Annotated in this window: 22 protein-coding genes; 9 read left to right on the plus strand and 13 right to left on the minus strand. The window is 38.9% G+C overall.

Annotated features, from left to right (window positions below; genetic code table 11):
* Nucleotides 1-250, minus strand: a 250-nt coding sequence (locus AC1M9P_RS08520) for a hypothetical protein (protein ID WP_481587328.1), incomplete at its 3' end; no start/stop codon positions are given.
* A 371-nt stretch (nucleotides 251-621) separates the two neighbouring features.
* Nucleotides 622-1,746 carry an endonuclease/exonuclease/phosphatase family protein gene (locus AC1M9P_RS08525; protein WP_035264120.1) on the minus strand — a complete coding sequence of 375 codons (1,125 nt, stop codon included), beginning with the start codon at nucleotides 1,744-1,746 and terminating at the stop codon, nucleotides 622-624.
* A 186-nt stretch (nucleotides 1,747-1,932) separates the two neighbouring features.
* Between AC1M9P_RS08525 and asd the strand changes: the two genes are divergently transcribed.
* The 4 genes from asd to truA all read left to right on the plus strand — a co-directional run bounded on the left by asd (nucleotide 1,933) and on the right by truA (nucleotide 7,081).
* Nucleotides 1,933-3,051, plus strand: coding sequence for an aspartate-semialdehyde dehydrogenase (gene asd / locus AC1M9P_RS08530; RefSeq protein ID WP_035264122.1), 1,119 nt, complete (start codon nucleotides 1,933-1,935; stop codon nucleotides 3,049-3,051).
* A gap of 284 nt (nucleotides 3,052-3,335) precedes the next feature.
* A complete protein-coding gene (locus tag AC1M9P_RS08535) occupies nucleotides 3,336-5,261 on the plus strand; it encodes a hypothetical protein (RefSeq protein ID WP_481587329.1) in 1,926 nt (641 codons plus the stop codon).
* Between the two features lie 36 nt (nucleotides 5,262-5,297).
* Nucleotides 5,298-6,275 (plus strand): asparaginase domain-containing protein, encoded by a 978-nt coding sequence (locus AC1M9P_RS08540; protein WP_481587330.1) that lies wholly within the window; start codon nucleotides 5,298-5,300, stop codon nucleotides 6,273-6,275.
* A gap of 8 nt (nucleotides 6,276-6,283) precedes the next feature.
* On the plus strand, nucleotides 6,284-7,081 hold the full coding sequence (truA, locus tag AC1M9P_RS08545; RefSeq protein ID WP_481587331.1) for a tRNA pseudouridine(38-40) synthase TruA: 798 nt from the start codon (nucleotides 6,284-6,286) through the stop codon (nucleotides 7,079-7,081).
* Between the two features lie 52 nt (nucleotides 7,082-7,133).
* Here the strand turns inward: truA and AC1M9P_RS08550 are convergent, their stop codons facing one another.
* Nucleotides 7,134-8,141, minus strand: a complete 1,008-nt coding sequence (locus tag AC1M9P_RS08550) for an AraC family transcriptional regulator (RefSeq protein ID WP_035264130.1) — start codon at nucleotides 8,139-8,141, stop codon at nucleotides 7,134-7,136.
* A gap of 228 nt (nucleotides 8,142-8,369) precedes the next feature.
* Here AC1M9P_RS08550 and infA point away from each other — a divergent pair, with 228 nt between their 5' ends.
* A complete protein-coding gene (gene infA / locus AC1M9P_RS08555) occupies nucleotides 8,370-8,591 on the plus strand; it encodes a translation initiation factor IF-1 (protein ID WP_004692529.1) in 222 nt (73 codons plus the stop codon).
* Nucleotides 8,592-9,263: 672 nt separating this feature from the next.
* Here the strand turns inward: infA and leuB are convergent.
* From leuB to leuC, 4 genes are all read right to left on the minus strand, one after another.
* Nucleotides 9,264-10,343 carry a 3-isopropylmalate dehydrogenase gene (gene leuB, locus AC1M9P_RS08560; protein WP_179998721.1) on the minus strand — a complete coding sequence of 360 codons (1,080 nt, stop codon included), beginning with the start codon at nucleotides 10,341-10,343 and terminating at the stop codon, nucleotides 9,264-9,266.
* A 30-nt stretch (nucleotides 10,344-10,373) separates the two neighbouring features.
* On the minus strand, nucleotides 10,374-10,952 hold the full coding sequence (locus AC1M9P_RS08565; protein WP_179998722.1) for a hypothetical protein: 579 nt from the start codon (nucleotides 10,950-10,952) through the stop codon (nucleotides 10,374-10,376).
* A 97-nt stretch (nucleotides 10,953-11,049) separates the two neighbouring features.
* A complete protein-coding gene (leuD, locus tag AC1M9P_RS08570; RefSeq protein ID WP_179998723.1) occupies nucleotides 11,050-11,700 on the minus strand; it encodes a 3-isopropylmalate dehydratase small subunit in 651 nt (216 codons plus the stop codon).
* Nucleotides 11,701-11,714: 14 nt separating this feature from the next.
* Nucleotides 11,715-13,163: a 3-isopropylmalate dehydratase large subunit gene (gene leuC, locus AC1M9P_RS08575; protein WP_092766712.1), complete on the minus strand. Its 1,449-nt coding sequence runs from the start codon at nucleotides 13,161-13,163 to the stop codon at nucleotides 11,715-11,717.
* 234 nt (nucleotides 13,164-13,397) lie between these two features.
* On the opposite strand from leuC, the gene AC1M9P_RS08580 reads away from it, so the two are divergent.
* Both AC1M9P_RS08580 and AC1M9P_RS08585 read left to right on the plus strand, forming a co-directional pair.
* Nucleotides 13,398-13,634, plus strand: a complete 237-nt coding sequence (locus tag AC1M9P_RS08580) for a DUF2061 domain-containing protein (RefSeq protein WP_035264169.1) — start codon at nucleotides 13,398-13,400, stop codon at nucleotides 13,632-13,634.
* 131 nt (nucleotides 13,635-13,765) lie between these two features.
* Nucleotides 13,766-14,623: a LysR family transcriptional regulator gene (locus AC1M9P_RS08585; protein WP_035264171.1), complete on the plus strand. Its 858-nt coding sequence runs from the start codon at nucleotides 13,766-13,768 to the stop codon at nucleotides 14,621-14,623.
* Between the two features lie 70 nt (nucleotides 14,624-14,693).
* Here AC1M9P_RS08585 and AC1M9P_RS08590 read toward each other — a convergent pair whose 3' ends face one another.
* Both AC1M9P_RS08590 and AC1M9P_RS08595 read right to left on the minus strand, forming a co-directional pair.
* Nucleotides 14,694-14,945 (minus strand): DUF2789 family protein, encoded by a 252-nt coding sequence (locus tag AC1M9P_RS08590; RefSeq protein ID WP_035264173.1) that lies wholly within the window; start codon nucleotides 14,943-14,945, stop codon nucleotides 14,694-14,696.
* A 185-nt stretch (nucleotides 14,946-15,130) separates the two neighbouring features.
* A complete protein-coding gene (locus tag AC1M9P_RS08595; RefSeq protein ID WP_481587332.1) occupies nucleotides 15,131-15,781 on the minus strand; it encodes an HAD family hydrolase in 651 nt (216 codons plus the stop codon).
* A gap of 183 nt (nucleotides 15,782-15,964) precedes the next feature.
* On the opposite strand from AC1M9P_RS08595, the gene AC1M9P_RS08600 reads away from it, so the two are divergent.
* Both AC1M9P_RS08600 and ptsP read left to right on the plus strand, forming a co-directional pair.
* A complete protein-coding gene (locus tag AC1M9P_RS08600) occupies nucleotides 15,965-16,435 on the plus strand; it encodes an RNA pyrophosphohydrolase (RefSeq protein ID WP_035264177.1) in 471 nt (156 codons plus the stop codon).
* A 98-nt stretch (nucleotides 16,436-16,533) separates the two neighbouring features.
* Nucleotides 16,534-18,828 (plus strand): phosphoenolpyruvate--protein phosphotransferase, encoded by a 2,295-nt coding sequence (ptsP, locus tag AC1M9P_RS08605; protein WP_481587333.1) that lies wholly within the window; start codon nucleotides 16,534-16,536, stop codon nucleotides 18,826-18,828.
* Between the two features lie 262 nt (nucleotides 18,829-19,090).
* Here ptsP and AC1M9P_RS08610 read toward each other — a convergent pair whose 3' ends face one another.
* From AC1M9P_RS08610 to AC1M9P_RS08625, 4 genes are all read right to left on the minus strand, one after another.
* The gene (locus AC1M9P_RS08610; protein ID WP_035264181.1) at nucleotides 19,091-19,276 is read right to left on the minus strand and encodes a DUF7230 family protein; all 186 of its coding nucleotides are present in this window, start codon (nucleotides 19,274-19,276) and stop codon (nucleotides 19,091-19,093) included.
* Between the two features lie 218 nt (nucleotides 19,277-19,494).
* Nucleotides 19,495-21,054: a MoaF-related domain-containing protein gene (locus AC1M9P_RS08615; RefSeq protein ID WP_481587334.1), complete on the minus strand. Its 1,560-nt coding sequence runs from the start codon at nucleotides 21,052-21,054 to the stop codon at nucleotides 19,495-19,497.
* 321 nt (nucleotides 21,055-21,375) lie between these two features.
* Nucleotides 21,376-23,289, minus strand: coding sequence for an ABC transporter permease (locus AC1M9P_RS08620; protein WP_481587335.1), 1,914 nt, complete (start codon nucleotides 23,287-23,289; stop codon nucleotides 21,376-21,378).
* Nucleotides 23,289-24,452 carry an efflux RND transporter periplasmic adaptor subunit gene (locus AC1M9P_RS08625; protein WP_481587336.1) on the minus strand — a complete coding sequence of 388 codons (1,164 nt, stop codon included), beginning with the start codon at nucleotides 24,450-24,452 and terminating at the stop codon, nucleotides 23,289-23,291. Before AC1M9P_RS08625 ends, AC1M9P_RS08620 begins: the two co-directional genes overlap by 1 nt.
* Between the last annotated feature and the right edge of the window lie 187 nt (nucleotides 24,453-24,639).

Raw genomic sequence — 24,639 nt, forward strand, 5'->3', positions numbered from 1 at the left:
CTTTAGCTTCTTTAGCTTCTTTAGCTTCTTTAGCTTCTTTAGCTTCTTTAGCTTCTTTAGCTTCTTTAGCTTCTTTAGCTTCTTTAGCTTCAGTGTTCGCGACCTGTTCTTGAGATGCAACCGCATCCATCATTTTTTCATCAGCTTCTTGTGCAAATACGCTGGTGTTCATTAGTACATTTAACACAACGATTGAAGCGAAGGATTTGCTTGTAGTTATGTCTTTCATATTTTTAAGAAACAAAGTCATACCCCATCTGCTCAATATTTTCATTTTGGCAAATCATAGCATTAATAAAAGATTAGAGCTGAATAACGAGATTTAATTCATTCGACCTGTATGCATATAAACGTTTAAATCCACCATAAACTAAACCCGAGTTCTACATCCTGTAAAACTCGGGTCGATGAGGTTGTGCTTTTCAAAAATCATATTATTGTTTTATTGGCTTTCCTTTCCTACATCATCTCCATGATGATTTTCCGTCGGCGTCGTCTTCCATATTGGGATCATTCCATTCCCACTCCCTGTGCCGATAAGCTTAGATTACGCTTAAGCTCGCTTCGTGACTATGGGTCAACAGACACATTCATTGTAAGCAATTTCTTACACGCATCCATTCACACTTGTTTGCCATCTTTATAATCTTGCGCAATTTCATCTGTCACTTGTTTCTCTTCTTTCTCAGCTTTCGCAATACCTTCTTGAATCGCCTCCTGAGCCTCTTGCTCATCAGCATCCGTCTGTTCTAATTCTTGCTGTACTTGCTCAAATTGTCGTCCAGTTTGTAAAACAACGTACACAGGAAAGTGATCCGAACCAATATGCGGTAATCGCTCCATTTTCACCAAAGCAAAATCAGTGCTGTGGAATACATGATCGAGTGACCATCGTAATAGCGGATAGTCCGCATGGAAGGTATTGACATAATGACGTCCAACACGCGGATCTAATAAACCACTGATACGTTGAAATAGTCGTGTGGTACGAGACCATGCCACATCGTTTAGATCTCCCATGACAATGCAACTTTCATCCAAGTCTTTAATTTGATCACCCACAATCAACAATTCAGCATCACGTAATGTAGAGTCTTTGGCTTCAGTTGGACTCGGCGGTTTGGGATGTAAACAATATAATTGAACTGGCTGTCCAGAACGTAATTTCACTGTGGTATGAATAGAAGGAATCTCATTACTCAGTATGAATTTGACTTCGGTATCACTCAATTCCAACTTACTGTAGAGATGCATTCCATAGAGATTATCTAAAGGTACTGGAACACGATAAGGATAATCCGCTTCGATGACTGAAAGTTCATTCTGCCAGGTTTGGTCTGTTTCAAGCGTCAATACGATATCGGGTTGATGCTGATGAATCTGTTCAATCAAACGATGATATTCTGTATTTGGTGTTAAAACATTCGACACAATTAAAGAGATTTGCTTTGATGGATCAAGTTGATCTGGTTGGACCTGTTTCACCTGTTTTTTCCAAATTAAGGTATAAGGCAAAACCATCTTCAATTGATATGCTAATGCAGCAATTAATCCAACAAATATGACTTGGCGTCTTAAATCCCATTCCCCATCCCAAATCAACAGGAGGATAAATGCGATAAAGCCTAGGGCTAAAATTTGTAGTCTTGGAAAATCGGCACCTCGAAACCACCACTCATCACGCGGAATCAAAGACCAAAAACTTAACCAAATCACAACAACAGCCAGTATCTCAATCCATAGCATAGCGCTTCTCTTTATATATTCTTAATTTTTCGATGATTCATAAATTTATATTAGTTTTGCATGTAACATAAACAAGATATATTGCACAATATATTTGCTGTTTTGATTGTGTACCACTTGCAGTTATACACTCTTTTGATACACTCGAACCCCCTTTTTTATTTTAACGCACCGAGGCAAAGTGACATGAAAGTAGGTCTGGTCGGTTGGCGCGGGATGGTTGGTTCCGTCCTTATGCAACGTATGGTTGAAGAGAATGATTTCGCTCATTTTGAGCCATTCTACTTCTCTACCAGTAATGCAGGTGGTGAAGCCCCTGCGTTTGGTGGTAAAACTGCCCCAGCACTTATGGATGCGACAGACATTAATAGTCTGAAGCAAATGGATGTCATTATTACCTGCCAAGGTGGTGATTATACCACTGAAGTTTTCCCTAAGTTGAAAGCTGATGGTTGGAATGGTTACTGGATTGACGCTGCATCTACATTGCGTATGGACGATGAAGCAATCATCGTATTAGATCCAGTCAACATGAATGTGATCAAAGACGGTTTGGTAAAAGGTACGAAAACATTTGTAGGCGGTAACTGTACTGTTTCATTGATGTTAATGGGTCTTGGTGGTCTGTTCCAAAACAATCTTGTTGAATGGGCGACTTCAATGACTTACCAAGCTGCTTCTGGTGCGGGTGCGCAAAACATGCGTGAACTCATCACAGGTATGGGCTATTTGTATAACAATACAAAAGATCTATTAGACGATCCACGTTCTCCAATTTTAGATATCGACTCTAAAATTGCTGAATTACAACGTGGTGAAGGATTCCCTTCAGCAAACTTCGGTGTACCTTTAGCAGGTTCTTTAATTCCTTATATCGACAAACAGCTTGAAAGCGGTCAATCGAAAGAGGAATGGAAAGGTCAAGTTGAAACCAATAAGATTCTTGGTAATTCACAAATTGTACCTATTGATGGTCACTGTGTACGTATTGGTGCAATGCGTTGTCACTCACAAGCATTGACTTTAAAACTTCGTAAAGATGTTCCTTTAAATGAAATTGAAGACATCATTGCAAGTGCAAATGACTGGTCTAAAGTTGTGCCGAACACACGTGAAGCATCAATGACTGATCTTACACCTGTTGCAGTAACTGGCACGCTTACAGTTCCAGTAGGCCGTTTACGTAAACTCAATATGGGTAAAGAGTATTTAGGCGCGTTCACTGTTGGTGACCAATTACTTTGGGGTGCTGCTGAACCTTTACGCCGTATGCTACGCATCTTGATTGACTATAAAAATGCTTAATGTTTAATAGTCTCTTCAATAAAAAGCCGGTCTGATTAGATCGGCTTTTTTTATGCAACTTGAATTGATGAGAACTTGGAGTGCTATTTGAAAGGAAATATTATGACATCTATACAAAAAACAGTTAAATTACAATCTCATCACTTCTTATTTCGAACATCTTGATCGATGCATAATGATGAACTGAGAATATAAAAAATCGAGATTAAAAACAGTCCAATATTTCGAGCACTCAGGTATTAGGTTTGCAATAAATTCATTGAATTCAATGAAGGGGAAAAATTATGTTGTATGTCATTCCATTTGTCGTCTTGCTGTTAATCGCACTGGTGCTCAAAAAACGTGAGGATAAACAAAAAAATGGTGACACAGGATCAACAAAATCTAAAAAAAATGTGAGTGCAAAACGCGCTAAAAAAAGCTCTAAAACTCGCTCCACCCCACCACAAGCCTCTTCACAGCACGGTCATGGCGCACCACAGGACCTAAGTGCCGAACCAGTGGCTGATGAACTTAAAGCCAGCATTGAATACTTAATTCAATCAGAAAGTTATATGTCAGCCGAAGCAAAAATCAACCAAGCATTGAATCGTGATCCTAGACAACATGAGCTTTACTCGTATTTGATTGATATTCACATCCTACAGAATGATGAATTTGCTTTAAAACAATTAAGTAATTATTTACGCTCCACTGGATTACATTACATTGCAGATGAAGCTGAAGACAAACTTAAAGCTGCAAAAGAAGCGGAACAGAATAAAGAAATTGCGAAAGAATCACGGGATATATCGAACACCGAGAATCAGCCTCGTCATGCTGCACAGTTTCATAGCACCAGTTTTATAACTGAAATTCCTGCAGTGCAATCGGAACAAGCTTTTGATCATCTCATCAAGTCTCAGGATGAACAACATAGCTCTCAGGAAAGCACACCCACTGAAACAAATGAGATCACAGAGCTATCTTCTCTTCCTTCTCAAAGCTCAACATTTGTGTTTGAAACAGAACAATATCCACATCCCTTACATGTCAAAGAGAAGAAAAGCATCCCTGAAGAAGAAACTGAGCATGTCTCTGCTGAACCTACTGCTCATTTTGTATTTAGCTCAGAACAGCTGGATTTAGCAGAAGAGTTTACGCTCAATAAAACCAATGAAGAAATCATTGACCAGCTCCCTTCTGATCAGGCTGAAAATCAGCAGGCAACTGAACAACAGACTCCATCGCAAAACGAGCATTTTGAACTCGATTTTTTTATGGAAGATACACCGCAACCAACCTCACAACACCCATTCGAGCAAGATGATGAGAAGACTCCTGCATCAAAAGAGCAAACACCTTTAGAATTTATAACGACAGATTTAACTTTCGAGCCAAATGCTCAAACACAGACTGAATCTGAAACAACCAATCAATCGACTGAAGATCGCGCACCCTTAGAGTTTGATTTAGACTTCACCAGTTTTCAGTCTGAAAATAAATCACAAACAGAATCAGTGCAGTCGACCGCTAGAGAGAACCGTGCTTCAGAAAATGAGTCCATCCAAAATCTCGACTTCACACTTGATTTGAGTCAAGAATGGGGTGAAAAAACAGATCTCCCTCATTCAGCACTGAGTTCTTCTCCATCAGAAAAAAATCTACAAGAACTGAATATTGAAATCGATCCATTGGAATTTAACTTTTCAGATCAATCGGAACAGTCTCATTCTCAAACAACAACATCCAAGGATGAACTCACTTTTGATCTTTCAGATGATTTTAACTTTGATGCTGAAACATCTAGCTCAGCAAAAGTTTCAGAGCAAAGCGTGAATGATCAGAATTTAGATTTTGTTACTTTCGACTTTGGGGAAAATCTTGATTCAAAATCTACAATAGAAAGCTCAATTGAACCGACAAACGAGTTTAATTTTGACCTCAATTCATCAGATGAAAACGTGGATGTGCAACAGATTCATTCGCATGAAACATCTGCGATAAAAATGAATCCGAATCGTCCTGATGATCCTCTTGTACAACGTTTTCCTGAATTACTCAACGTTGATGAAATTCAACTTAACTTAGATTTAGCGGATCAATACATTAAATTTGGCGCGTTTGATGAAGCAGAAAAATTAATTACAGAATATGAATCGCATTACAATGACGAACAAAAAATGCGTGCAGCAAAACTCCGAGAGAGCATGGAATCTGATTCCAATTAATCTTAATATGAAGCAGTCTAATTAGGCTGCTTTTTTATGAGTTCAAAAATAGCTTTAATCTATATGGGTGGGACATTTGGTTGCGTTGGTGAACCTTTAGCGCCTATGCCTGCTGCCGATTTCTTTCCTCAATTAAAAGAAATTTTGCCCGTTCAAAATCAAATCGAGCTTGTCCAAGCTCATGAGATTAAAGACAGTAGTGCATGTACGGCGCGTGATTGGTTGCTGTTAATCCAACAAATTCAACAATTACAAGCTAAACAATTTCAAAATTTTATTGTCATTCATGGTACCGATACCATGAGTTATGCTGCGGCTATTCTTTCTCGATTTCTCCATGATACGTGTCGAGTCATTATCACAGGTAGCCAATTTCCTCTGCTCAATCATGCAGCGACATCTTTGCATCCATCGAGCGATGCTTTAGATAATCTGAATCATGCCATCCAATATATGGAAAATATGTCTGATGGTGTTTACTTATGCTTTAACCATCAAATTTTTCATGCCAGAACTGCAGTCAAGACTCATCGCACGGCACTAAATGCATTTTGTGGTGAAGCATTTACAAATGTCATCAAGCCCATATCAAGTTCTTTTTTCAACATTACTGAGCAACATATTGAACGCTCGATACAACTCAATATTGCGAATCTGAGTCTTCGCCCCATTGAAATCAAATTATTCAATCAGCATTTAACGCGTTTTATCGACAATCCGCCTCATGTACTCATACTTCAAGCATATGGAACCGGTAATTTAGCAATTAATGCGGATACCACAGATATTTTGAAGCAGCTTCGTGCCTTAGGCTGCCATATTATATTAAGTAGTCAGGTCATGTTTGGAGAATTAGATCAACGCTATGCAATTAGCAGTTGGATTCAAGCATCTGATATTTTAATAGACGATACACTCAGTGATGCCGATCTTTATGCCAAAATTCTAAAAATGTATTTACAATACCCTTCCACAGATCAATGGTTAAAACATTGGTATGATTCATCAAATTAGAGGTTCAAATGCCGCGTTTTGCAATCGGAATTGAGTTTAGTGGCGTTCGGTATCGAGGTTGGCAAACACAGCAACCTGGTGTGCCGAGCGTACAAGAAACCATGGAAAAAGTGTTGAGCAAAATTGCTGATGAACCCATCATTTTGCATGGTGCGGGTCGAACAGATGCAGGTGTTCATGCCACAAATATGGTGGCTCACTTTGACACAAATGCAATACGTCCAATTCGTGGCTGGCTTATGGGGGCTAACAGTACACTCCCTAAAGATATTGCCATCCAATGGATTCAAGAAATGGATAGTGATTTTCATGCACGCTTTAAAGCGCAGGCTCGCCGTTATCGTTATGTCGTTTATAACAGCCCCATGCGCCCTGCCTTACTCCACAAACAAGTAACGCATGCTTATTACCCACTTGATGTAGATAAAATGATTGCTGCAGCCTCAAAATTTGAGGGTACTCATAACTTTGAAAGTTTTCGAGCTGCTGCGTGTCAATCCAACCAACCTGTACGCCATGTGAGCCATTGCAAACTCATCAAACACGGTGCTTACCTTGTTCTTGACATCCAAGCAGATGGTTTTTTACATCACATGGTTCGCAATATTATGGGCTGTTTACTGGAAATTGGTCAGGGGATGTACGGCATTGACCATATCGATGAAATATTCGCAGCAGAAGACCGTAAAGCAGCAGGGATCACAGCACCACCTGACGGCCTTTACTTTATCCAAGCACACTATCCTGAAGAGTTTAACTTGCCTAAAGTACCCCTAGGCCCTCATTGGTTAAACATGCCTGAATAGATTTTTATTTTGAATTAAATAGAAAAAAATCCCTTCATAAGAAGGGACTTTTTTAGCGCTGTTTACGCTTACGATATTCAACAGGTGTCTCATTGGTCCATCGTTTAAAGGCCCGATAGAACGTACTTGGTTCCGAGAAACCCGTCAGATAGACAATTCTCTCTACGCTTTCATTGGTATTTGCCAAAAGTTTTTTAGCTAAACGACAACGATAGTCAGATAAAATTTGCTGGAAGCTTGTATTGGCTTCACTGAGCTGTGTTCTCAAACGACGTGGGGTAATATTCAACTGAGCTGCCACAGTTTCTAGCGTTGTTTCTCCACTCTCAAGTGTTGATCCAATAGCACGGCGCACCTCACCCACTAAATCGTATCGAGCCAACTCCTGTAATTTTTCAATCGCCAACTGCTCATGCAGTTGAAGTAATTCTGGCTCGGCTTGCCAAAGTACATAATCTAAAATTGCAGGATCAAAATAAAGTCGCGTTTCTTTTTGGCCTAAACTTACCGGGCACTCATATACACGGAAATACTCATCGTCTGAAGCACCCTCGCTAAAGTTAAAATCGATATATATAGGTTGAAAACGACCTTCAGTAATAAATTTGAAGAATCTTAAAATGCCTGAAATCGCGCACTCAGAAAAATGACGATTGACTAGGTTTTCAGAGAAAGGTTGTTCACCATTGGTTAGGTAGCAACGATCATCTTCAATAACCAATTTGGCATGAAATGCATCACTGATTAGACGTTGATATGCTAAAGCCCTTTTCAGGCCTTCGCCAAAATTTTCAGATGAAATAAAAAGATGTTCAATCACTTGACCACGATAAAGTGGTAAATGCTCACCTAAATGTAGACCAATGTCTGGATCTTTACTGACTTCTTCGGCAGCAACCCAGAAAGCGTACTGCGCGCTTAAAGGCGTACGCGCATTTTGATCTACTTGATTTAAGGCCACACCCGCTTTTGTTAAAATTTCTTCTGTGGGCAATCCAGCACGACGAATTGCTTGATAACCTAATCGTAGAACAACCGAAGCATCAGTTAGCTGACTCACGCAGTGCCCTTCCTTGTATGTTATTAATATTTACTTAAAACTTATGAATTAGATTACAGTCGATTGACCAAACTGACAACATAGTTAAGCATTTTTTTGTTTAAAAATTTTATTTGTTTGTTCGACAAGTTTGACCATAGAAACGCCGACTGAACTTGGTTTAACCTTGTTTTTTTCTAAAATTTTGCCTATAATTTGCGCCTTTCCAATTTGATCATCAGGTAGGCTATGGCCAATAAAGAGGAACTTATCGAGTTCGAAGGCGTTGTCACCGAAACGCTTCCTAATACTATGTTCCGTGTACGTTTAGAAAACGGTCACGAAGTAATTGCACACATTTCTGGTAAAATGCGTAAACACTATATTCGTATTTTGACTGGCGACAGTGTTAAAGTTGAAATGACACCTTATGACTTATCTAAGGGTCGCATTACTTACCGTGCACGCTAAGTGTTAGTAAGCGAAAAGCCACATTGAGTGGCTTTTTTTGTTTTTGTACTTTTATTTTATAAACTACAGGAGATCCATTCTACTAAAGCAATCGTCTGTCTTTGTGAGAAGATCAATACTCAGATGTTATAGAATAATTAAACTCACTATTTATTCATTCACTATCCAATCATATATACCAACAAAGCCCATTTGCACATTCAATCTAAAAAATCGTCGTACTGCCCCACTATTTCGTGCACTAAATCAATTGTGGTTTTGCTCATCTGCATATTTACACTTTTCCTGTTTACGGCATGCCAAACAGCAAATTTTCAGAACAAAAAAATATGAATACTTATGTTTCACAATTTGTAGGGTAAGATATCCAACATATCCGTGAAACTACCGATTTGAATTCTTTTAACATTAATCTGAAGTCTAATCTTGTGATTCGAGATGAGTCGGAAATTTTCACTTTTGAACGTATAATCAACACCGCGATTCCAATGGGAAATTCGATGAGAGATGAAAATAGTTTTATGATTCCTGTATGGACAGCTTCAGCAAGTCAGTCATACTGATAACCTAATGACTTGCTCAAGTGTTTTAAGTTTAAAAAAAATACGCTTTCAAAAGCTCGGCAATAAAAAACGCAGCTCATAGGCTGCGTTTTGAATGAATCAACTGAAATTAGTTAAGCGCTGCAACAACTGCTTCACCCATTTCAATTGTCCCGACCTTCTTCATGCCTTCAGACATAATGTCAGCTGTTCGTAAACCTTGGTCTAAAACATTCCCTACTGCATCTTCAATTGCTTTTGCTGCAGCTTCTTGACGGAACGTATATCGAAGCATCATTGCAACAGATAAAATTGTTGCCAATGGGTTTGCAATATTTTGACCTGCGATATCTGGTGCTGAACCATGACAAGGCTCATACATCCCTTTACCATTTTCATCTAAAGAAGCTGATGGCAACATACCGATTGAACCAGTCAACATCGCAGCCTCATCAGACAAGATATCACCGAACAAGTTACCTGTTACGATCACATCAAATTGTTTAGGTGCACGAACCAATTGCATTGCTGCATTATCGACATACATATGTGACAAGTTAATGTCAGCATACTGTTCAGCATGTAACTGAGTTACTGTTTGTTTCCAAAGCTCAGTGACTTCAAGAACATTCGCCTTATCAACTGAACACACTTTACCACCGCGTAGTTTCGCCATTTCAAACGCCACTTTAGCAATACGTTTGATCTCTGACTCTGCGTATACGTCGGTATTAAAGCCTTGCTTCTCACCATTCTCTAATTCACGAATACCGCGTGGTTGACCGAAGTAAATACCACCAGTTAATTCACGGACAATTAAAATATCTAAGCCTGAAACAATTTCAGGTTTCAAACTTGAAGCATCTGCCAATTGAGGATACAAGATCGCTGGGCGCAAGTTAGCGAAAAGGTTAAGTTCGCTACGTAATTTCAATAAACCACGCTCAGGACGAATTGAGCGCTCAATTGTGTCCCACTTCGGACCACCAACAGCACCTAACAAAATCGCATCTGCTTTTTTTGCTTGTTCAGAGGTAACTTCTGGATAAGGTGAACCATGCGCATCAATTGCAGCGCCACCCAATAAACCTTGTTCCCATGTTAAATCTAGATTGAATTTTTCATTGACACGGGTGAGGACCTGTTCAGCTGCTTTTACAATTTCAGGACCAATGCCGTCACCAGCTAAAATCAAGATTTGTTTAGACATGAGATTTTCCATTTATAAAGTTAGTATGAACTAACGTGTTTTTAAATTTTTTTGTTCCACAAACTCACCTAGTCCATTGAGAACATTATAGGGTTTGCAGAAACGACGAATGGTTTGTTGCTCTTGCAACAAGTCAACACATAATGGCTCTGGTGCAGAAGCATCAAGTAAACTTTTTTTCCCACTGCTTCGATCTCTAAACATTACAAATCGGTAATCTTTTTTTGCTTCGAAGCGATGGATGACATTAATAGTTTCTGCTTTTTCCTCTGAAATCGGATAAAAGCGAACCACCACTTCATGCAGTCCAGCAGGAACTGAAAGATATAAGGCTTGCGGATCTTTCAAGGAGCCAGCATTTAATCGCACGATACCTTGCTTGATCGCACGCTGATCTAATCTTCGAGATTGAGCATCAACAATGGGATGCTCATCGAATCTTTCAAACTCACAATTCAGCGTTCCTGAGCAATAAATCAAAGCATGATTTCTGGTTTCAGGCGTTTCTTTAATCTTTTTCAGTTGTAATCGGTCTACGGTCTGACAAGCGGATAAAACGGCGACAGACAATCCGAAAAACGCATAGCGTAATAAAACTTTTGCCTTCATTTGTGCCCAACCTCACCAAACGGCGCAAAACTAAAAGAATAATTTTGCACCGATATTAGCAAGACTTGAATCAGAGCACTATAGCTTTAAGTATCAGTTACGCTTTGATTTCTTGGAATACCCATGGGCGAACAGCTTTAGTTCTTTCCTCATAAGCACGAATGTCTTCTGCCGCTTGTAACGTTAAACCAATATCATCTAAACCATTCAACAAACAGTGCTTTCTGAATGGATCAACTTCAAATTTAAATGCTTCGCCTGTAGGTGTACGTACTTCTTGTGCTTCAAGATCAATCGTTAACTGATAACCTTCTTGAGCTGCACACTCTTTGAATAATTGATCCACAATCTCTTCAGACAAGATCACTGGTAACATGCCATTTTTAAAGCTGTTGTTGTAGAAAATGTCTGCATAGCTTGGTGCGATTACGGTACGAAAACCATATTCTTCTAAAGCCCATGGCGCATGTTCTCGGCTTGAACCACAACCAAAGTTGGAACGTGAAATCAAGATTGAAGCACCTTGATAACGTGGTTTGTTCAACTCAAAATCTGGATTCAAAGGACGTTTTGAGTTGTCTTGCCCCAAATAGCCTTCATCTAAATAACGTAATTCATCAAACAAATTCGCGCCGAAACCTGTACGCTTAATTGATTTCAAGAACTGTTTTGGAATAATTAAATCTGTATCGACATTGGCACGGTCTAAAGGTGCAACGATACCTTGTTCAACGGTATATTTTTTCATGTTGTTTGCTCCTCTTAGAATGAACGTACATCAACAAAGTGACCTGCAATTGCCGCTGCTGCTGCCATCGCTGGGCTCACTAAATGCGTACGACCACCATTACCTTGACGACCTTCGAAGTTACGGTTTGATGTTGATGCACAGTGCTCACCCGGTTGTAATTTATCTGCGTTCATTGCTAAACACATTGAGCAACCCGGCTCACGCCATTCAAAACCAGCTTCTATTAAGATTTTATCCAAACCTTCAGCTTCTGCTTGTGCTTTGACTAAGCCAGAACCCGGAACAACCATCGCTTGCTTAATCGTGCTTGCAACTTTTTTGCCTTTTGCAACTTCAGCTGCCGCACGGATATCTTCAATACGAGAGTTGGTGCAAGAACCGATAAATACGCGATCCAATTTAATATCAGACAATGCTTGACCCGCGGTTAAGCCCATATATTGATAAGCACGTGTCCAGTCGTTACGTTGTACGTCATCTTTGGCTTGTTCTAGTGTCGGTACTGCTTGAGATACAGGAATCACCATCTCAGGCGATGTACCCCAAGACACTTGTGGCTCAATCTCTTCACCTTGTAATACAACAACTGTATCAAAGTGTGCACCTTCATCAGAATGTAAAGTATTCCAATATTCTACTGCTGCATCCCACTGCTCACCTTTCGGTGCATAAGGACGGTTTTTCACATATTCAATGGTTTTCTCATCTACAGCAACCATACCTACACGGGCACCGCCTTCAATCGCCATGTTACACACCGTCATACGACCTTCGATCGACATATCACGGAACACTTGACCACCAAATTCGATGGCATGACCTGTACCACCAGCTGTACCGATTTTACCGATAATCGCTAAAACCACGTCTTTTGGTGTTACGCCTTGACCTAATTTACCGTCAACACGTACCAACATGTTTTTCATTTTCTTTTGAACTAAGCATTGCGTTGCCAATACATGTTCAACTTCTGATGTCCCAATACCGTGTGCCAAGCAACCAAATGCACCATGAGTGGCTGTATGTGAGTCACCACAAACAACCGTCATACCCGGTAAAGTTAAACCTTGCTCAGGTCCAACAACATGTGCGATCCCTTGACGGACATCGTTGATATCAAACTGAGCAACATTAAATGTTTTACAGTTATCATCTAAAGTTTGCACTTGGATACGTGAAGTATCATCTTCAATCCCCGCAATCCCTTCAGAACGCTCTTTCGTAGACGTTGGTACGTTATGGTCAGGAGTTGCCACGTTTGCACTCAAACGCCAAGGTTTACGCCCTGCAAGTTGTAAGCCTTCAAAAGCTTGTGGAGAAGTCACTTCATGCAACAAGTGACGATCGATATAAAGTAAAGAAGAACCATCATCGCGTTGTTTAACTAAATGATCGTCCCACAATTTATCGTACAACGTTTTTTTTGTTTGAGTTTCTGCTTTTTGGGTTTCGCCTGCCATGTCGATTTGCTCCACTGGACTGGGTAATTCTGTCATTAATTACGATTATAACGGCCTATTCACATAAATCTAATTTATCATTTTTATTAGTTTAAAAACTTTTTAGAATCAATTTAAACACAAAAACCATCTATAAAAACGATTAATTTAAAAATAATATTCGCTTTTACAGATTAAATAAGAATACTTATCATTTTAACATCTCCAAGATCACCACCAACTGAGGATGTTCACATGGCACATATTCAAAAATTTGTTGAAGATAATCAACGCATGTTCAAAAAAACATTAAGCTACTACATTATGCACATTACGGTAGCCATGATTGTAGGCTACCTTGTCACAGGCAGCATTTGGATGGCAATTACTTTAAGTTTACTTGAGCCTACTGTACAAGCCGTGGCTTATTTCATTCACGAACGCGTGTGGGAGAAAAAAACGATACAACAGGAAGAAAATATCGTCGCATAGTTTCACCTGTGATCCTCCTCATCTAAGCCGCACTATGCGGCTTTTTTTGCAACAGTTTATGAAGAATTACTTCGCAATAGATATAAATTTATTTTATAATTAAATAATATTTTCATAACCGAGTTTAAATTATGAATCTTGCTGCCTTTGAAGCTTTTATAAAAGTCATGGAAACGGGTTCGATTTCTATGGCAGCTGATCAACTATTTATCACTCAGCCCGCTGTCACCAAACGTATTCATAGTTTAGAAGATTATTTTGGTGTCAAATTATTTGAATCTGCTGGCCGAGGTGTACAAGCCACCCATGCGGCTCATTCCCTGCTTCCTAAAGTTAAAAATTGGTTAAATGAACTAGGTGATATTCATCACACCTTAAGCCACGACCAAAATCAGATTAAAGGAAAGCTTAAAGTTGGTACCAGCCATCACATTGGATTACATCATTTACCGCAACATTTAAAAAGCTATGTTCAGCAATATCCTGATGTGACATTAGATGTGCATTTTGTAGATTCAGAACAAGCGCATGAAAAAGTGTTAGCCGGTGACCTTGAACTGGCATTCTTAACCTTACCCCCTGTCCTAGATGAACGTTTAAAATATGTTCCTTTATGGAGTGACCCTTTGGTTTTCGTTGCTGCAGTTTTTCATCCATTGGCAAATATGAAAAATTTAAGCCTTGAAGATCTCATGCAGTACCCAAGTTTATTACCTGCAGCTCAAACATATACAGCGCAGATCACCCTTGCAGAATTTGAAAAAAATGGATTAAAACCTAAAGTGTCCATGAGCAATAATCCGCTTGAATCCATTCGCATGTTGGCTTCTATTGGGTTAGGTTGGTCTGTCCTGCCAAGTACTTTAGTCAATCAAGACTTGGTCAGACTGGATATTAATTTAGAAATGCAGCGTCAATTGGGTATGGTTTGGCATCCGGGACGCACCCAATCTAAGGCTGCCAAGGCACTGGTTGATTTAATGAAATAATTTCGGCACTCGATATTTAAAAAGTCATCTAATAAGATGACTTTTTACTTTATTAAGACAAGTGAGCTACTTAAGCTTTTTTCTTCAATGAATCTTCATGTAAAGACTCATTGAGCTGATCGATAATTAATGCCCATGAACCATCTGAACACAATTTTTCTTTCAAAAATTGACGTTGACCTTCAGACCAAAAACTTGCTTCAGTCAAAAAGGTTTCAGCTTCTAACTGATGTGTTTCAATAAATTCTGCAATAGCTTGCTCGCTAGAATCCAATCCTAATTGCTCAAATAAGTTGGTCATTCTTGGCTCTGCATTTAGCATCGTGTATTCCTTATGATTTTGATTAATTTTAAGTTAGTTGTTTGCGCATAAGGTATCACCAAGCGATGAAAGCGTCTGTAAATTTATGCTGAATTTCATCTCAAGTTATTTCAATGCTGATCAATGAAAAAAAGCCATTGATACAATGGCTTTAGCAATGATTTAATTTTGAGAATAAAACTGTCTTAAATGGACCAGTCTTGGATATCCCAACCCTGCTCTTTAGCCAATGCTTCAAGACGATCATCTGGATTGACTGCAATCGCATGATCCGCATATTCCAATAAGAATCGATCGTTAATGGAGTCTGAATATGCCCATGATTCAGTAACGTCTCGTCCCTCGAGCCATTGATCTAATCTTGCCAATTTACCTTTTTGATAACACGGAATATTAATGACTTTACCCGTATATTTACCATCAACCACTTCTGCATTGGTTGCAATAATTTCTGTAATACCAAATTCACGAAAAATAGGTGCAGTAATAAAATCTGATGTTGCGGTAATCCCTACTAATTGATGCCCAGCATCTTGATGACGTTGAATCGCTTTATAACCTTCAGGACGCATTTGAGGTCGAATCACTTTTTGCATAAAAAGCTGATGTAGGTCGGTCAAATACTCATTGTCATGTTGCGTTAAAAATTCAAATACGAATTCGTTGTAGGCAATTGGATCAAGTTGTCCTGCTTTGTAGTCTTCATAAAATTTGTCATTCATGGCGCGATGTCGAACTGGATCAACCAAGCCTTCATTGACTAAAAACTCACCCCAAGAATGGTCAGAGTCGGTATTTAACAAGGTGTGATCTAAATCAAACAACGCCAATTTCATGAAATTACTCGTTCAAACTGAAATTTAAGAAAAAAAATGTAAATCTATCTCCGCTAGTCGATAGAAATTCGTTAAGATCATAGCAATTTTAAAACATTATTACTTTGAACTTTTCGAGTTGGGCATAGAGAGTGGATGCCCCCGAACCCAAAGTCAACGAATTTAATAAATTTTAGGTGCCAAATGATCGACTCAGAAGGTTTCCGACCGAATGTCGGGATCATTTTGGCAAATGATATTGGACAAGTTTTATGGGCAAAACGCATTGGTCACAATGCTTGGCAATTTCCTCAAGGAGGCATCCAATTTGGTGAAACTCCAGAACAGGCACTTTTCAGGGAACTCCGTGAAGAAGTCGGGTTATTGCCGGAGCACGTCCAAATAATTGCTCAGACCGAAGGTTGGTTACATTATCGTTTGCCACTTCGCTACATCAGATCAGATTCTGATCCTGTGTGTATCGGACAAAAGCAAAAATGGTTTTTATTGAAATTAGTCGCGTCAACGAATCATATTCAGTTGAACTTAAATGATCCGCCAGAGTTTGATCAATGGCAATGGGTCAGCTATTGGTATCCACTAGGCCAAGTGGTGAACTTCAAAAAAGATGTTTACCGTCGTGCCATGTTGGAATTGTGTATGCATCTGCCATAGCATGATTTATATTAAACATTGAATTTAAATGTTTGATTTTTATTTCGACTATTTGAATAATCACCATAATTACATCCCTTTAAGAGGAGCACCGCTACATGTCGAACATGCAATTAGACTCTTTACGGCGCATTGTCCAAGAAATCAATGCGTCTGTCAGTTTGCATGATTCGTTAGAAATTATGGTCAACCAAATTTCTGAAGCAATGCATGTAGATGTGTGCTCTATTTATTTACTTGATGAACGTAACCAACGTTACGTTCTGATGGCTTCCAAAGGCTTAAACGCTGAATCCATTGGCAATGTCTCACTGCAGCTGGGTGAGGGTTTGGTCGGACTCGTTGGGCAACGCGAGGAAATCGTCAATATCGAGAATGCGTTTAAGCATGAGCGTTTCGCGTATTTTCCAGAAACAGGTGAAGAGATTTATAACTCTTTCCTTGGCGTTCCTGTCATGTATCGTCGAAAAGTCATGGGTGTTCTCGTGGTTCAAAATACTGAACCACAAGACTTTAGCGAAGCTGCTGAATCGTTTTTAGTCACACTTTGTGCGCAACTTTCTGGCGTTATCGCCCATGCGCATGCAGTTGGAAATATTGATGTTTTCCGTAAGCCAAATAATTCTCCAACCTATAAAACATTTCAAGGATCATCAGGTGCAGGTGGTATTGCATTAGGTCGTGCACTTATTCTTTATCCACCCGCAGATTTAGGTTCAGTACCTGACCGCGAAGCTGAAGATATTAGTGAAGAGCTTGAATTACTTGATCATGCGGTTGATTCAGTTCGCCAAGAAATTCAATCACTTGATGAAAAAATGCAAGATTCTTTGATGTCTGAGGAACGTGCATTATTTAGCGTATTCTTGAGAATGTTGGATGAGAATGCCCTGCCTGCTGAAATCAAAGAGTTAATCCGTGATGGTCACTGGGCTCAAGGTGCAGTTAAACACGTTATTGATCGTCATGTGGCAATCTTTGCACAAATGGAAGACGATTATTTACGAGAACGTGTTGCAGACTTAAAAGACCTTGGACGTCGCATTTTAGCAGCACTTCAAGAAGATGATTTAAGTCACCGAGAACTGAGTAATGACAGTATCATTGTGGGTGAAGAAATCAGTACGGCAGCATTGGTTGAACTTCCTGTCGATAAGATTGCAGCGATTGTGACGTCTGAAGGGGCTGCCAATTCACATATGGTGATTGTGGCACGTGCTTTGGGTATACCGACAGTCGTTGGGGTCACCGAACTTCCGGTGACTACCCTTGATGATGTGGAAATGATTGTTGATGCCTATCAAGGACGTGTATTTATCAATCCACCACGCCGTTTACGTCAACGTTATCGTGACATCCAAAAAGAAGAAGAACAAATAGCCAAAGATCTTAAACAGTATGAAACCAAAGATGCCATCACTCCTGATGGTGTTGCAGTACGCTTATTTGTGAATACAGGTTTAATGATTGATGTCGTGCGTGGTGTACAACGTGGTGCCAAAGGTGTCGGACTCTATCGTTCAGAAATTCCATTTATGTTGCGTGACCGTTTCCCGGGTGAAGAAGAGCAACGAGCGATTTACCGTCAACAACTTAGTCACTTTGCCAATAAACCAGTCGTGATGCGTACTTTGGATATTGGTGCAGATAAAGATTTACCTTATTTCGAAATAGAAGAAGAAAACTCAGCATTAGGATGGAGAGGGATTCGTTTTACCTTGGATCATCCTGAGATTTTCTCTTCACAAATTCGTGCGATGTTAAAAGCCAGTGTTGGTTTGAATAATTTGCATATTTTGCTGCCAATGATCACCAGCGTCAGTGAAGTAGAAGAAGCGCTTTATATTATTGAGCGTGACTTAGCTGCGGTTCAGGAAGAAGAACAAGTTAAAATTAATCGTCCTAAAATTGGCATCATGGTGGAAGTACCTAGTGTTTTACTTCAAATTGGTGAGTTTGCAGAATTAGTTGATTTCTTCTCTGTGGGTTCGAATGATTTAATCCAATATTTGTTGGCAGTCGACCGTAATAACCCACGTGTATCGAGTGTTTATTCTCACTTCCATCCCTCAGTGCTTCGAGCATTGCAACGCTTAGTTCAAGAGTGTCATAAATATGACAAACCTGTCAGTATTTGTGGTGAAATGGCTGGCGATCCACTCTCAGCAATTTTACTGATGGCAATGGGCTTTAATACGCTTTCAATGAGTTCGAGCAATATTCTCAGAGTCCGTAAAGCAATTTGTCATGTTCCAATGGTAGATGCGCAAACGCTTTTAGATGAAGTGGTGAAAATGAGTAATCCACTCATTGTGAAAAGTTGGATGGAATATTATTTCCGTCACCATGGTTTAGCGGATATGGTGAAATCGAATCGTATTGTAAATGCTTAATACGAATCCCCGTTTAAGCAGAGATACAGCTGAGTAACAACATGATCAATTGGCTTTTTTTATCTTCATGTCGATCGTAGCGATCTCGGTAATTCTATTTCATTTATATGTTAGTAAATTAAAAAGTAGTTCAAGACCCAATAAACCTATTTCAAATTATACGCTAGATCATGGTTGAACGATGAATTCTGAACACCAAATGAGCGAATCATCATATGTAGATATAGATTATGGTGGAAGTAGTGGTGGAGCAGACTAACCTTCACGTGTTTAGGCATATAAAAAAAGGGAGATAATCATTCGAATATCTCCCTTTTTTGTGCTTGCTATAGCCACGTTTTGCATTTTTCTTACGATCTACAAAAACTTGGCTTTTGTTGACTTCATGCATATGTTTTGCCACAAAGTTGTGAATCACAACCTCTGGCAACGCTTTTTTCTTTGCCATTTTTTAATCGCCTTCAGTTTACCCATCCTTCATGATGGGAAAGCGATATTACGCTTTTTTGTATATTTTACAAGCAAATTGATAATGGTTTTTTCAATGACCTACATCGAAGGTATACAATGTTTCAAATTAGCTCTGCCATTTTTCTATGTTAAATTGATCAATAACTCGAGCACCCGAAGGTGCTCTTACACAGCATAGAAAGGACTAAATCATCATTATTCCGGTAGAAGACAAAATGTACCTCGATGATGATTAAATTTTCCATCTGGCATTGCGATATTTTGGTAAACGATCTTTTGCTTTTGATCGATGACTAATACAACATTTTCTTTAGTCGCATCATCTGTCCAATACACCATAAACTGCTCAGGTCCAACCTGTGTGGCTACATATTCAATATTGGCAGATGTATTTTGTCCTGATGCGATATTTAAAAGACCTTGGTCTTTGAATTCAAGATGCCGCGTTTGACCATTGATGTTTAACACCAAAGTCTTTCCAATAGCGAAGAATGGTTTGTTCAATGCTTGTTGTAAACCGATGTCCTTGATTACACCTTTGACGCCCTGTATTTTGCCTTTAAGATGAATTGTTCCATCATTCCCAGCAATGTTGGTGTAAACGATATCTCGATTATAATCTTGAATATGAACGACATTATCTCCTGATTTATCCTCATGCCAATAAACCATAAAAATATTTTTAGCAATCTCAACAGGTGTATATTTTACCGCTTCAGAAAGATCTGGCCCAACTGCGCCACCAGCACCTGTAAAAGTTAGGTTCTGATGGTCTTTGACATCAAGATCAAATTTCAAACTCGTAAAATCGACTTGTATTTTTTGTCCTATTGGCGGATAAGGAGATGCGACTTTCCAATCGGTTTCTTTGGCAAATACTTGTGCAGACATTTTTAGCACTTCTACACTCGACTCAAGATCTGGATACTTTGCTTTCATATATCCCAAAATCCCCTCCGAGCTTTGATTTTCAGTAACTGCTGTTTTAAAGTTCGTTAAATACCCTTTAATCCAATCCAATGGCTTAGGTGAAAAGTCACTTTTTACATAATGACCTGGGATCACTTTTTCAGGATTTAAACTCAGTATTTTATCAATTTGCTTCTTCCAAAGATCGATCCCTTGCACACCATTGGTATCGGCCATCCACAAATGCTCACCATAAGCGACCGAAATACCACCCAATGCTGTTTTTAAACTTGGAATCCATAAGAAACTATGTGCGGAATCCTCTGGATCAAGTTGGACTTGAATCTTTTGCCCATCTAATTCCATATATCCTGAATTTAAGGCTTCAGGAATAATAATCTTTTCAGGGGCATCGCCTTTTGCTAATTGTGGCTGCCAAACTGATAACTTATCTTCTTTAGAGGCTTGTATCAAATAAGCTGTCTGCGCGGTTGAAACAACCTTAGCATTTGGAAACGCTTTTAAAATTTCATTGGTTCCAAAATAATAGTCAGGGTCACTATGGGAAATATAAATATATTTTAAATTTTTACCTGATTTCTTAATCAGATTGACTACGTCTTTAGCGTATTGATTCTGAAATTGAGCATCGACCAAAATAGCATCTTTTTTTCCTGAAATTAAAGTTGATGCAACGGCAAAAACAGCATCCTCTCTAGGAGTATAAGTCTGCAAAGTGAGTGGAGATAGATTTGATGAATCTTTTGGAATTTTATCATCAGAATCATTACAGCCACTTAAAGCAATGGTGGTCACAAATAAACTAGTGGTTAGGAGATTTTTCATATCAGCCTCATGAGATAAATTTATCTATGGTTCTTATTGATCTTTATTTTTTAAATAAGCTTTAAAGCAAAAGTGCCATATTTCCCCTCGTCATACTGCGGATGTGGCAGTGCAACAAGACGAATTAAAAGCTTATTGAGGTAGAAGAAGGATGAGAAGTACTTACGGTTTAGTAAGTAAAAAAATCGAATTTACAGTTAAAATATTAGACTGATTTGCAACAATAAATTCCACGATAAAAAATGTTAACTTTAGTATCTTGAACTTTGAATACCTGTTAATACAGACAATACTCACTGAACAGCCATCTCTAATTTTTTCTTATTCATGGGCTAAGGCTTCAATTGGTTTTAAGTTTGCAGCACGTTTAGCAGGCATATAACCAAAGATCAAACCAACCAACGTTGAAAATAGCAGTGCGATAATAGCAACTGACCATGAAAATACCATCTTATAATCTGAGCTAATCGCATTAAAAATAAAACTGGCGATCAAGGCGATCGCAACACCAATTACGCCACCAATTAAACATAAAACCGCAGATTCAATCAAAAACTGAGCCTGCACATCGCTTTGGCGAGCACCAACTGCTATTCGTAAGCCAATCTCCTTAATTCGCTCGGTCACAGAAACGAGCATGATATTCATCACACCAACGCCACCTACGACCAATGAAATGAAGGCTACTGCAGAAATAAAGAAGGTCATCGTTCCTAAATATTTTTCAAAGGACTTCATAGACTCATCGCTGTTATATATATCAAAATCCTCCACACCATGACGAGCAATCAATAGCTGCCTTACTTTCTTTTCAGCTTTTACTGAGTCAGTATTTTGATGAAGTACCGCAGTCAGCAGATTGACATTATCACTACTTGAAATTTGTGACATCAATACATTATAAGGCATCCAAATTTGTGAAGAACCTGAGCTATATTGAGGTTCAGCGATTCCAACAACTTCATAAGAACGCTTATTAAATAAGACTGTTTTACCTAAAGCTAATTTTTGCTGTCCAAATAATTTTTCAGCAGCTTGCTTATCAATCACTGCGATTTGGGAGCGCTGTTCAACATCGCTCTGTGTAAAAAAGCGACCATGTTGAACTTTCATGTTTCTAATTTTTAAATAAAAACCATCTGCACCTGTTGCACTCACATCAATATTACGATTTTGATAAATCATGTTCCCGCTTAAACTGACATGTGGAGAAACATGGGTAATTTCTTTCATCTCATTGAGAGCGTTTAAATCATCCATATTTAAACGGCTGGCTGATGCAGCTAAAGCTGTTCCCCCCGGATAAATCTCAAGTGTTGCTGTTTTCAATCCTCCCCAATCATTCAAAAACTTTTCTTTTGCGCCATTACCAATGGCAATGACAATGGTGACTGAGCAAATGCCAATAATAATCCCTAGCATGGTCAAAAATGACCTTAAACGATTGGCGAAAATTGAGTGCAAAGACATTTTCATCGCTTCATACACTTGGGAAACAAAGCTGAATTTCATGTCCGCATGAAAAACTTTTGATGGAGAAACTTGCCCTAAAGATTTACGCTGCGTATCCGAAAGAATGCGTCCATCTTTAATTTCAATGACACGATCTGCACGTTCTGCAATACTTTTATCATGAGTAACTAAAATAATCGTATGCCCTTGACGGTGTAGATCTTCCAAAATTTGCAAGACCATTTCACCACTTTCAGAATCCAAAGCGCCTGTGGGTTCATCGGCTAAAATAACCTCACCACCATTCATAAGCGCGCGGGCAATACTGACTCGTTGCTGCTGTCCACCCGACATTTCATTGGGTTTATTGTCACTCTTATCAGCTAAACCGAGCTGAGCTAAAAGTTGCAGTGCTCGATCTGCACGGTTTTCTGCATTCAAATTTGAATAAATCGCGGGCAAGGCGACATTCTCTAAAGCAGATAAAGCATTCAATAAATTATAGCGTTGGAACACAAACCCAAAACTTTTTAAACGTAACGATGAAAGCTCATCATTACTCAATAAGGAAATATCTTGTCCACGAAACAGAAACTGTCCTGAAGAGGCTTGATCCAAACATCCAAGTAAATTCATTAAAGTAGACTTACCTGAACCTGATTGCCCAATAATCGAAATAAACTCACCCTGTTCAATACTGAGACTGACATCTTTTAGGATGTGTTGTTGATTATTTTCTGGACCTACAAATTTATTTATTTTTTTTAGTTCAATCAAACTCATTAAGTATCGCCTGATGTATTCGCACTATCGTCAGGTGCCTCTGCCAAAATTTTTTCACCCAACTTTAAACCAGACTTGATTTCAATATCATTTGAGTCAGAAATTCCAGTCACGACTTTTCTTGGTTGAGGTTTTGTATCAGGTTGATAGAGGTAAACAATGGCATCTGATCCATATCCAATCACCGTTGTTTTCGGAATTTTCAGCACATTCTTTTTTTGATTTACAATAATGTCATTTTGGGTTGTCATACCGATACTGAGTTTACGCTCAGGGTTGTCCACCAACATTCTTGCATAGTAGAACACTGCTGCATTCGCATTTTCATTTTTATCGTCGTAAGTTCCTTTGGTCAGGGTCGTTAAAGCAGGATCAATACTTTGAATCACACCATCTAATTTCACATTGGGGTCTGCCAAGGTGCTAAATTTAACTGGCATGTTTTCTTTTAATTTAGTGTAGTCACCTTCTGCGACCTGCATTCGGATTTCCATCTTATTCAAGTTGGCGATCGTCGCGATCAAAGGTGTCGTTTGTGCAAAGTTAATGGTTTGGCCAGCTTCAACAGGCATGGAAACCACGGTACCCGTCAATGGAGAGCGAATCTGTGTGTAGCCCAATTCAGTTTGTGCTGTATTCACATTAATCTGTAATTGTTTCAGCCGATATTCATTTGACTCAACATCTGCAATCGCTTGTTTAAGCTGATTATTCGCCTGTTCGAGCTCTTCACGAGAACCTGCTTCAGCTTTGTATAAGGTTAATTTACGCTGATAGTTTTGTTTTAAAGTTTGTAAAGCGACACGTTTCGCTGCCAAGTCTGCCTTCGCAGCTTCAAGTTCGGCTTTACTGGTATTGAGCTTGTCCAACTGTGTTGTCGAGTCAATTTCAGCGATTAATTCGCCTTTTTTTACATCCTGTCCTAACTTGATATACAGCTTTTGAATTTGACCTGAGACTTGTGCACCCACGGAGACAATATCAGATGCATAAATTTCACCTGTGGCTTTAACAATCTGCGTTAGATCACCTTGAGTGACTTCAACGGTCTGCGGTTCTGGCTGCTTTTTTTGTGACTGAATATAGAAATAAACAGAAAGAGCTAAAGCAACCAAAACCACTAAGACCAAAAAATACTTTAATTTTTTTGATTTTTTTTGCATGTGCATAATGACGAATAATCTTTATTGAGGAGATAACTTTTGATCAACATGTTTTATTCACTTTAATATGATCAAAATTTAAAAATTTTTAATGACACGATTCTAGTGAATTCTATTTTTTCACACTGTCGTACTTATTTATTTTTATGTATCGATAACAGCCAACCGCATCTATGTGTTGGCTGTC

It is taken from the genome of Acinetobacter sp. 25-47-122 (assembly GCF_056779695.1).

Coding starts and splice junctions, on each gene's coding strand:
- AC1M9P_RS08610 (WP_035264181.1), bottom strand. CDS start 19,276: ATGGCAAAGAAAAAAGCGTTGCCAGAGGTTGTGATTCACAACTTTGTG.
- asd (WP_035264122.1), top strand. CDS start 1,933: ATGAAAGTAGGTCTGGTCGGTTGGCGCGGGATGGTTGGTTCCGTCCTT.
- ptsP (WP_481587333.1), top strand. CDS start 16,534: ATGTCGAACATGCAATTAGACTCTTTACGGCGCATTGTCCAAGAAATC.
- leuD (WP_179998723.1), bottom strand. CDS start 11,700: ATGAAAAAATATACCGTTGAACAAGGTATCGTTGCACCTTTAGACCGT.
- AC1M9P_RS08620 (WP_481587335.1), bottom strand. CDS start 23,289: ATGAGTTTGATTGAACTAAAAAAAATAAATAAATTTGTAGGTCCAGAA.
- AC1M9P_RS08585 (WP_035264171.1), top strand. CDS start 13,766: ATGAATCTTGCTGCCTTTGAAGCTTTTATAAAAGTCATGGAAACGGGT.
- AC1M9P_RS08595 (WP_481587332.1), bottom strand. CDS start 15,781: ATGAAATTGGCGTTGTTTGATTTAGATCACACCTTGTTAAATACCGAC.
- AC1M9P_RS08535 (WP_481587329.1), top strand. CDS start 3,336: ATGTTGTATGTCATTCCATTTGTCGTCTTGCTGTTAATCGCACTGGTG.
- AC1M9P_RS08580 (WP_035264169.1), top strand. CDS start 13,398: ATGGCACATATTCAAAAATTTGTTGAAGATAATCAACGCATGTTCAAA.
- AC1M9P_RS08615 (WP_481587334.1), bottom strand. CDS start 21,054: ATGAAAAATCTCCTAACCACTAGTTTATTTGTGACCACCATTGCTTTA.
- AC1M9P_RS08600 (WP_035264177.1), top strand. CDS start 15,965: ATGATCGACTCAGAAGGTTTCCGACCGAATGTCGGGATCATTTTGGCA.
- AC1M9P_RS08590 (WP_035264173.1), bottom strand. CDS start 14,945: ATGCTAAATGCAGAGCCAAGAATGACCAACTTATTTGAGCAATTAGGA.
- AC1M9P_RS08565 (WP_179998722.1), bottom strand. CDS start 10,952: ATGAAGGCAAAAGTTTTATTACGCTATGCGTTTTTCGGATTGTCTGTC.
- leuC (WP_092766712.1), bottom strand. CDS start 13,163: ATGGCAGGCGAAACCCAAAAAGCAGAAACTCAAACAAAAAAAACGTTG.
- AC1M9P_RS08625 (WP_481587336.1), bottom strand. CDS start 24,452: ATGCAAAAAAAATCAAAAAAATTAAAGTATTTTTTGGTCTTAGTGGTT.
- infA (WP_004692529.1), top strand. CDS start 8,370: ATGGCCAATAAAGAGGAACTTATCGAGTTCGAAGGCGTTGTCACCGAA.
- AC1M9P_RS08525 (WP_035264120.1), bottom strand. CDS start 1,746: ATGCTATGGATTGAGATACTGGCTGTTGTTGTGATTTGGTTAAGTTTT.
- AC1M9P_RS08540 (WP_481587330.1), top strand. CDS start 5,298: ATGAGTTCAAAAATAGCTTTAATCTATATGGGTGGGACATTTGGTTGC.
- truA (WP_481587331.1), top strand. CDS start 6,284: ATGCCGCGTTTTGCAATCGGAATTGAGTTTAGTGGCGTTCGGTATCGA.
- leuB (WP_179998721.1), bottom strand. CDS start 10,343: ATGTCTAAACAAATCTTGATTTTAGCTGGTGACGGCATTGGTCCTGAA.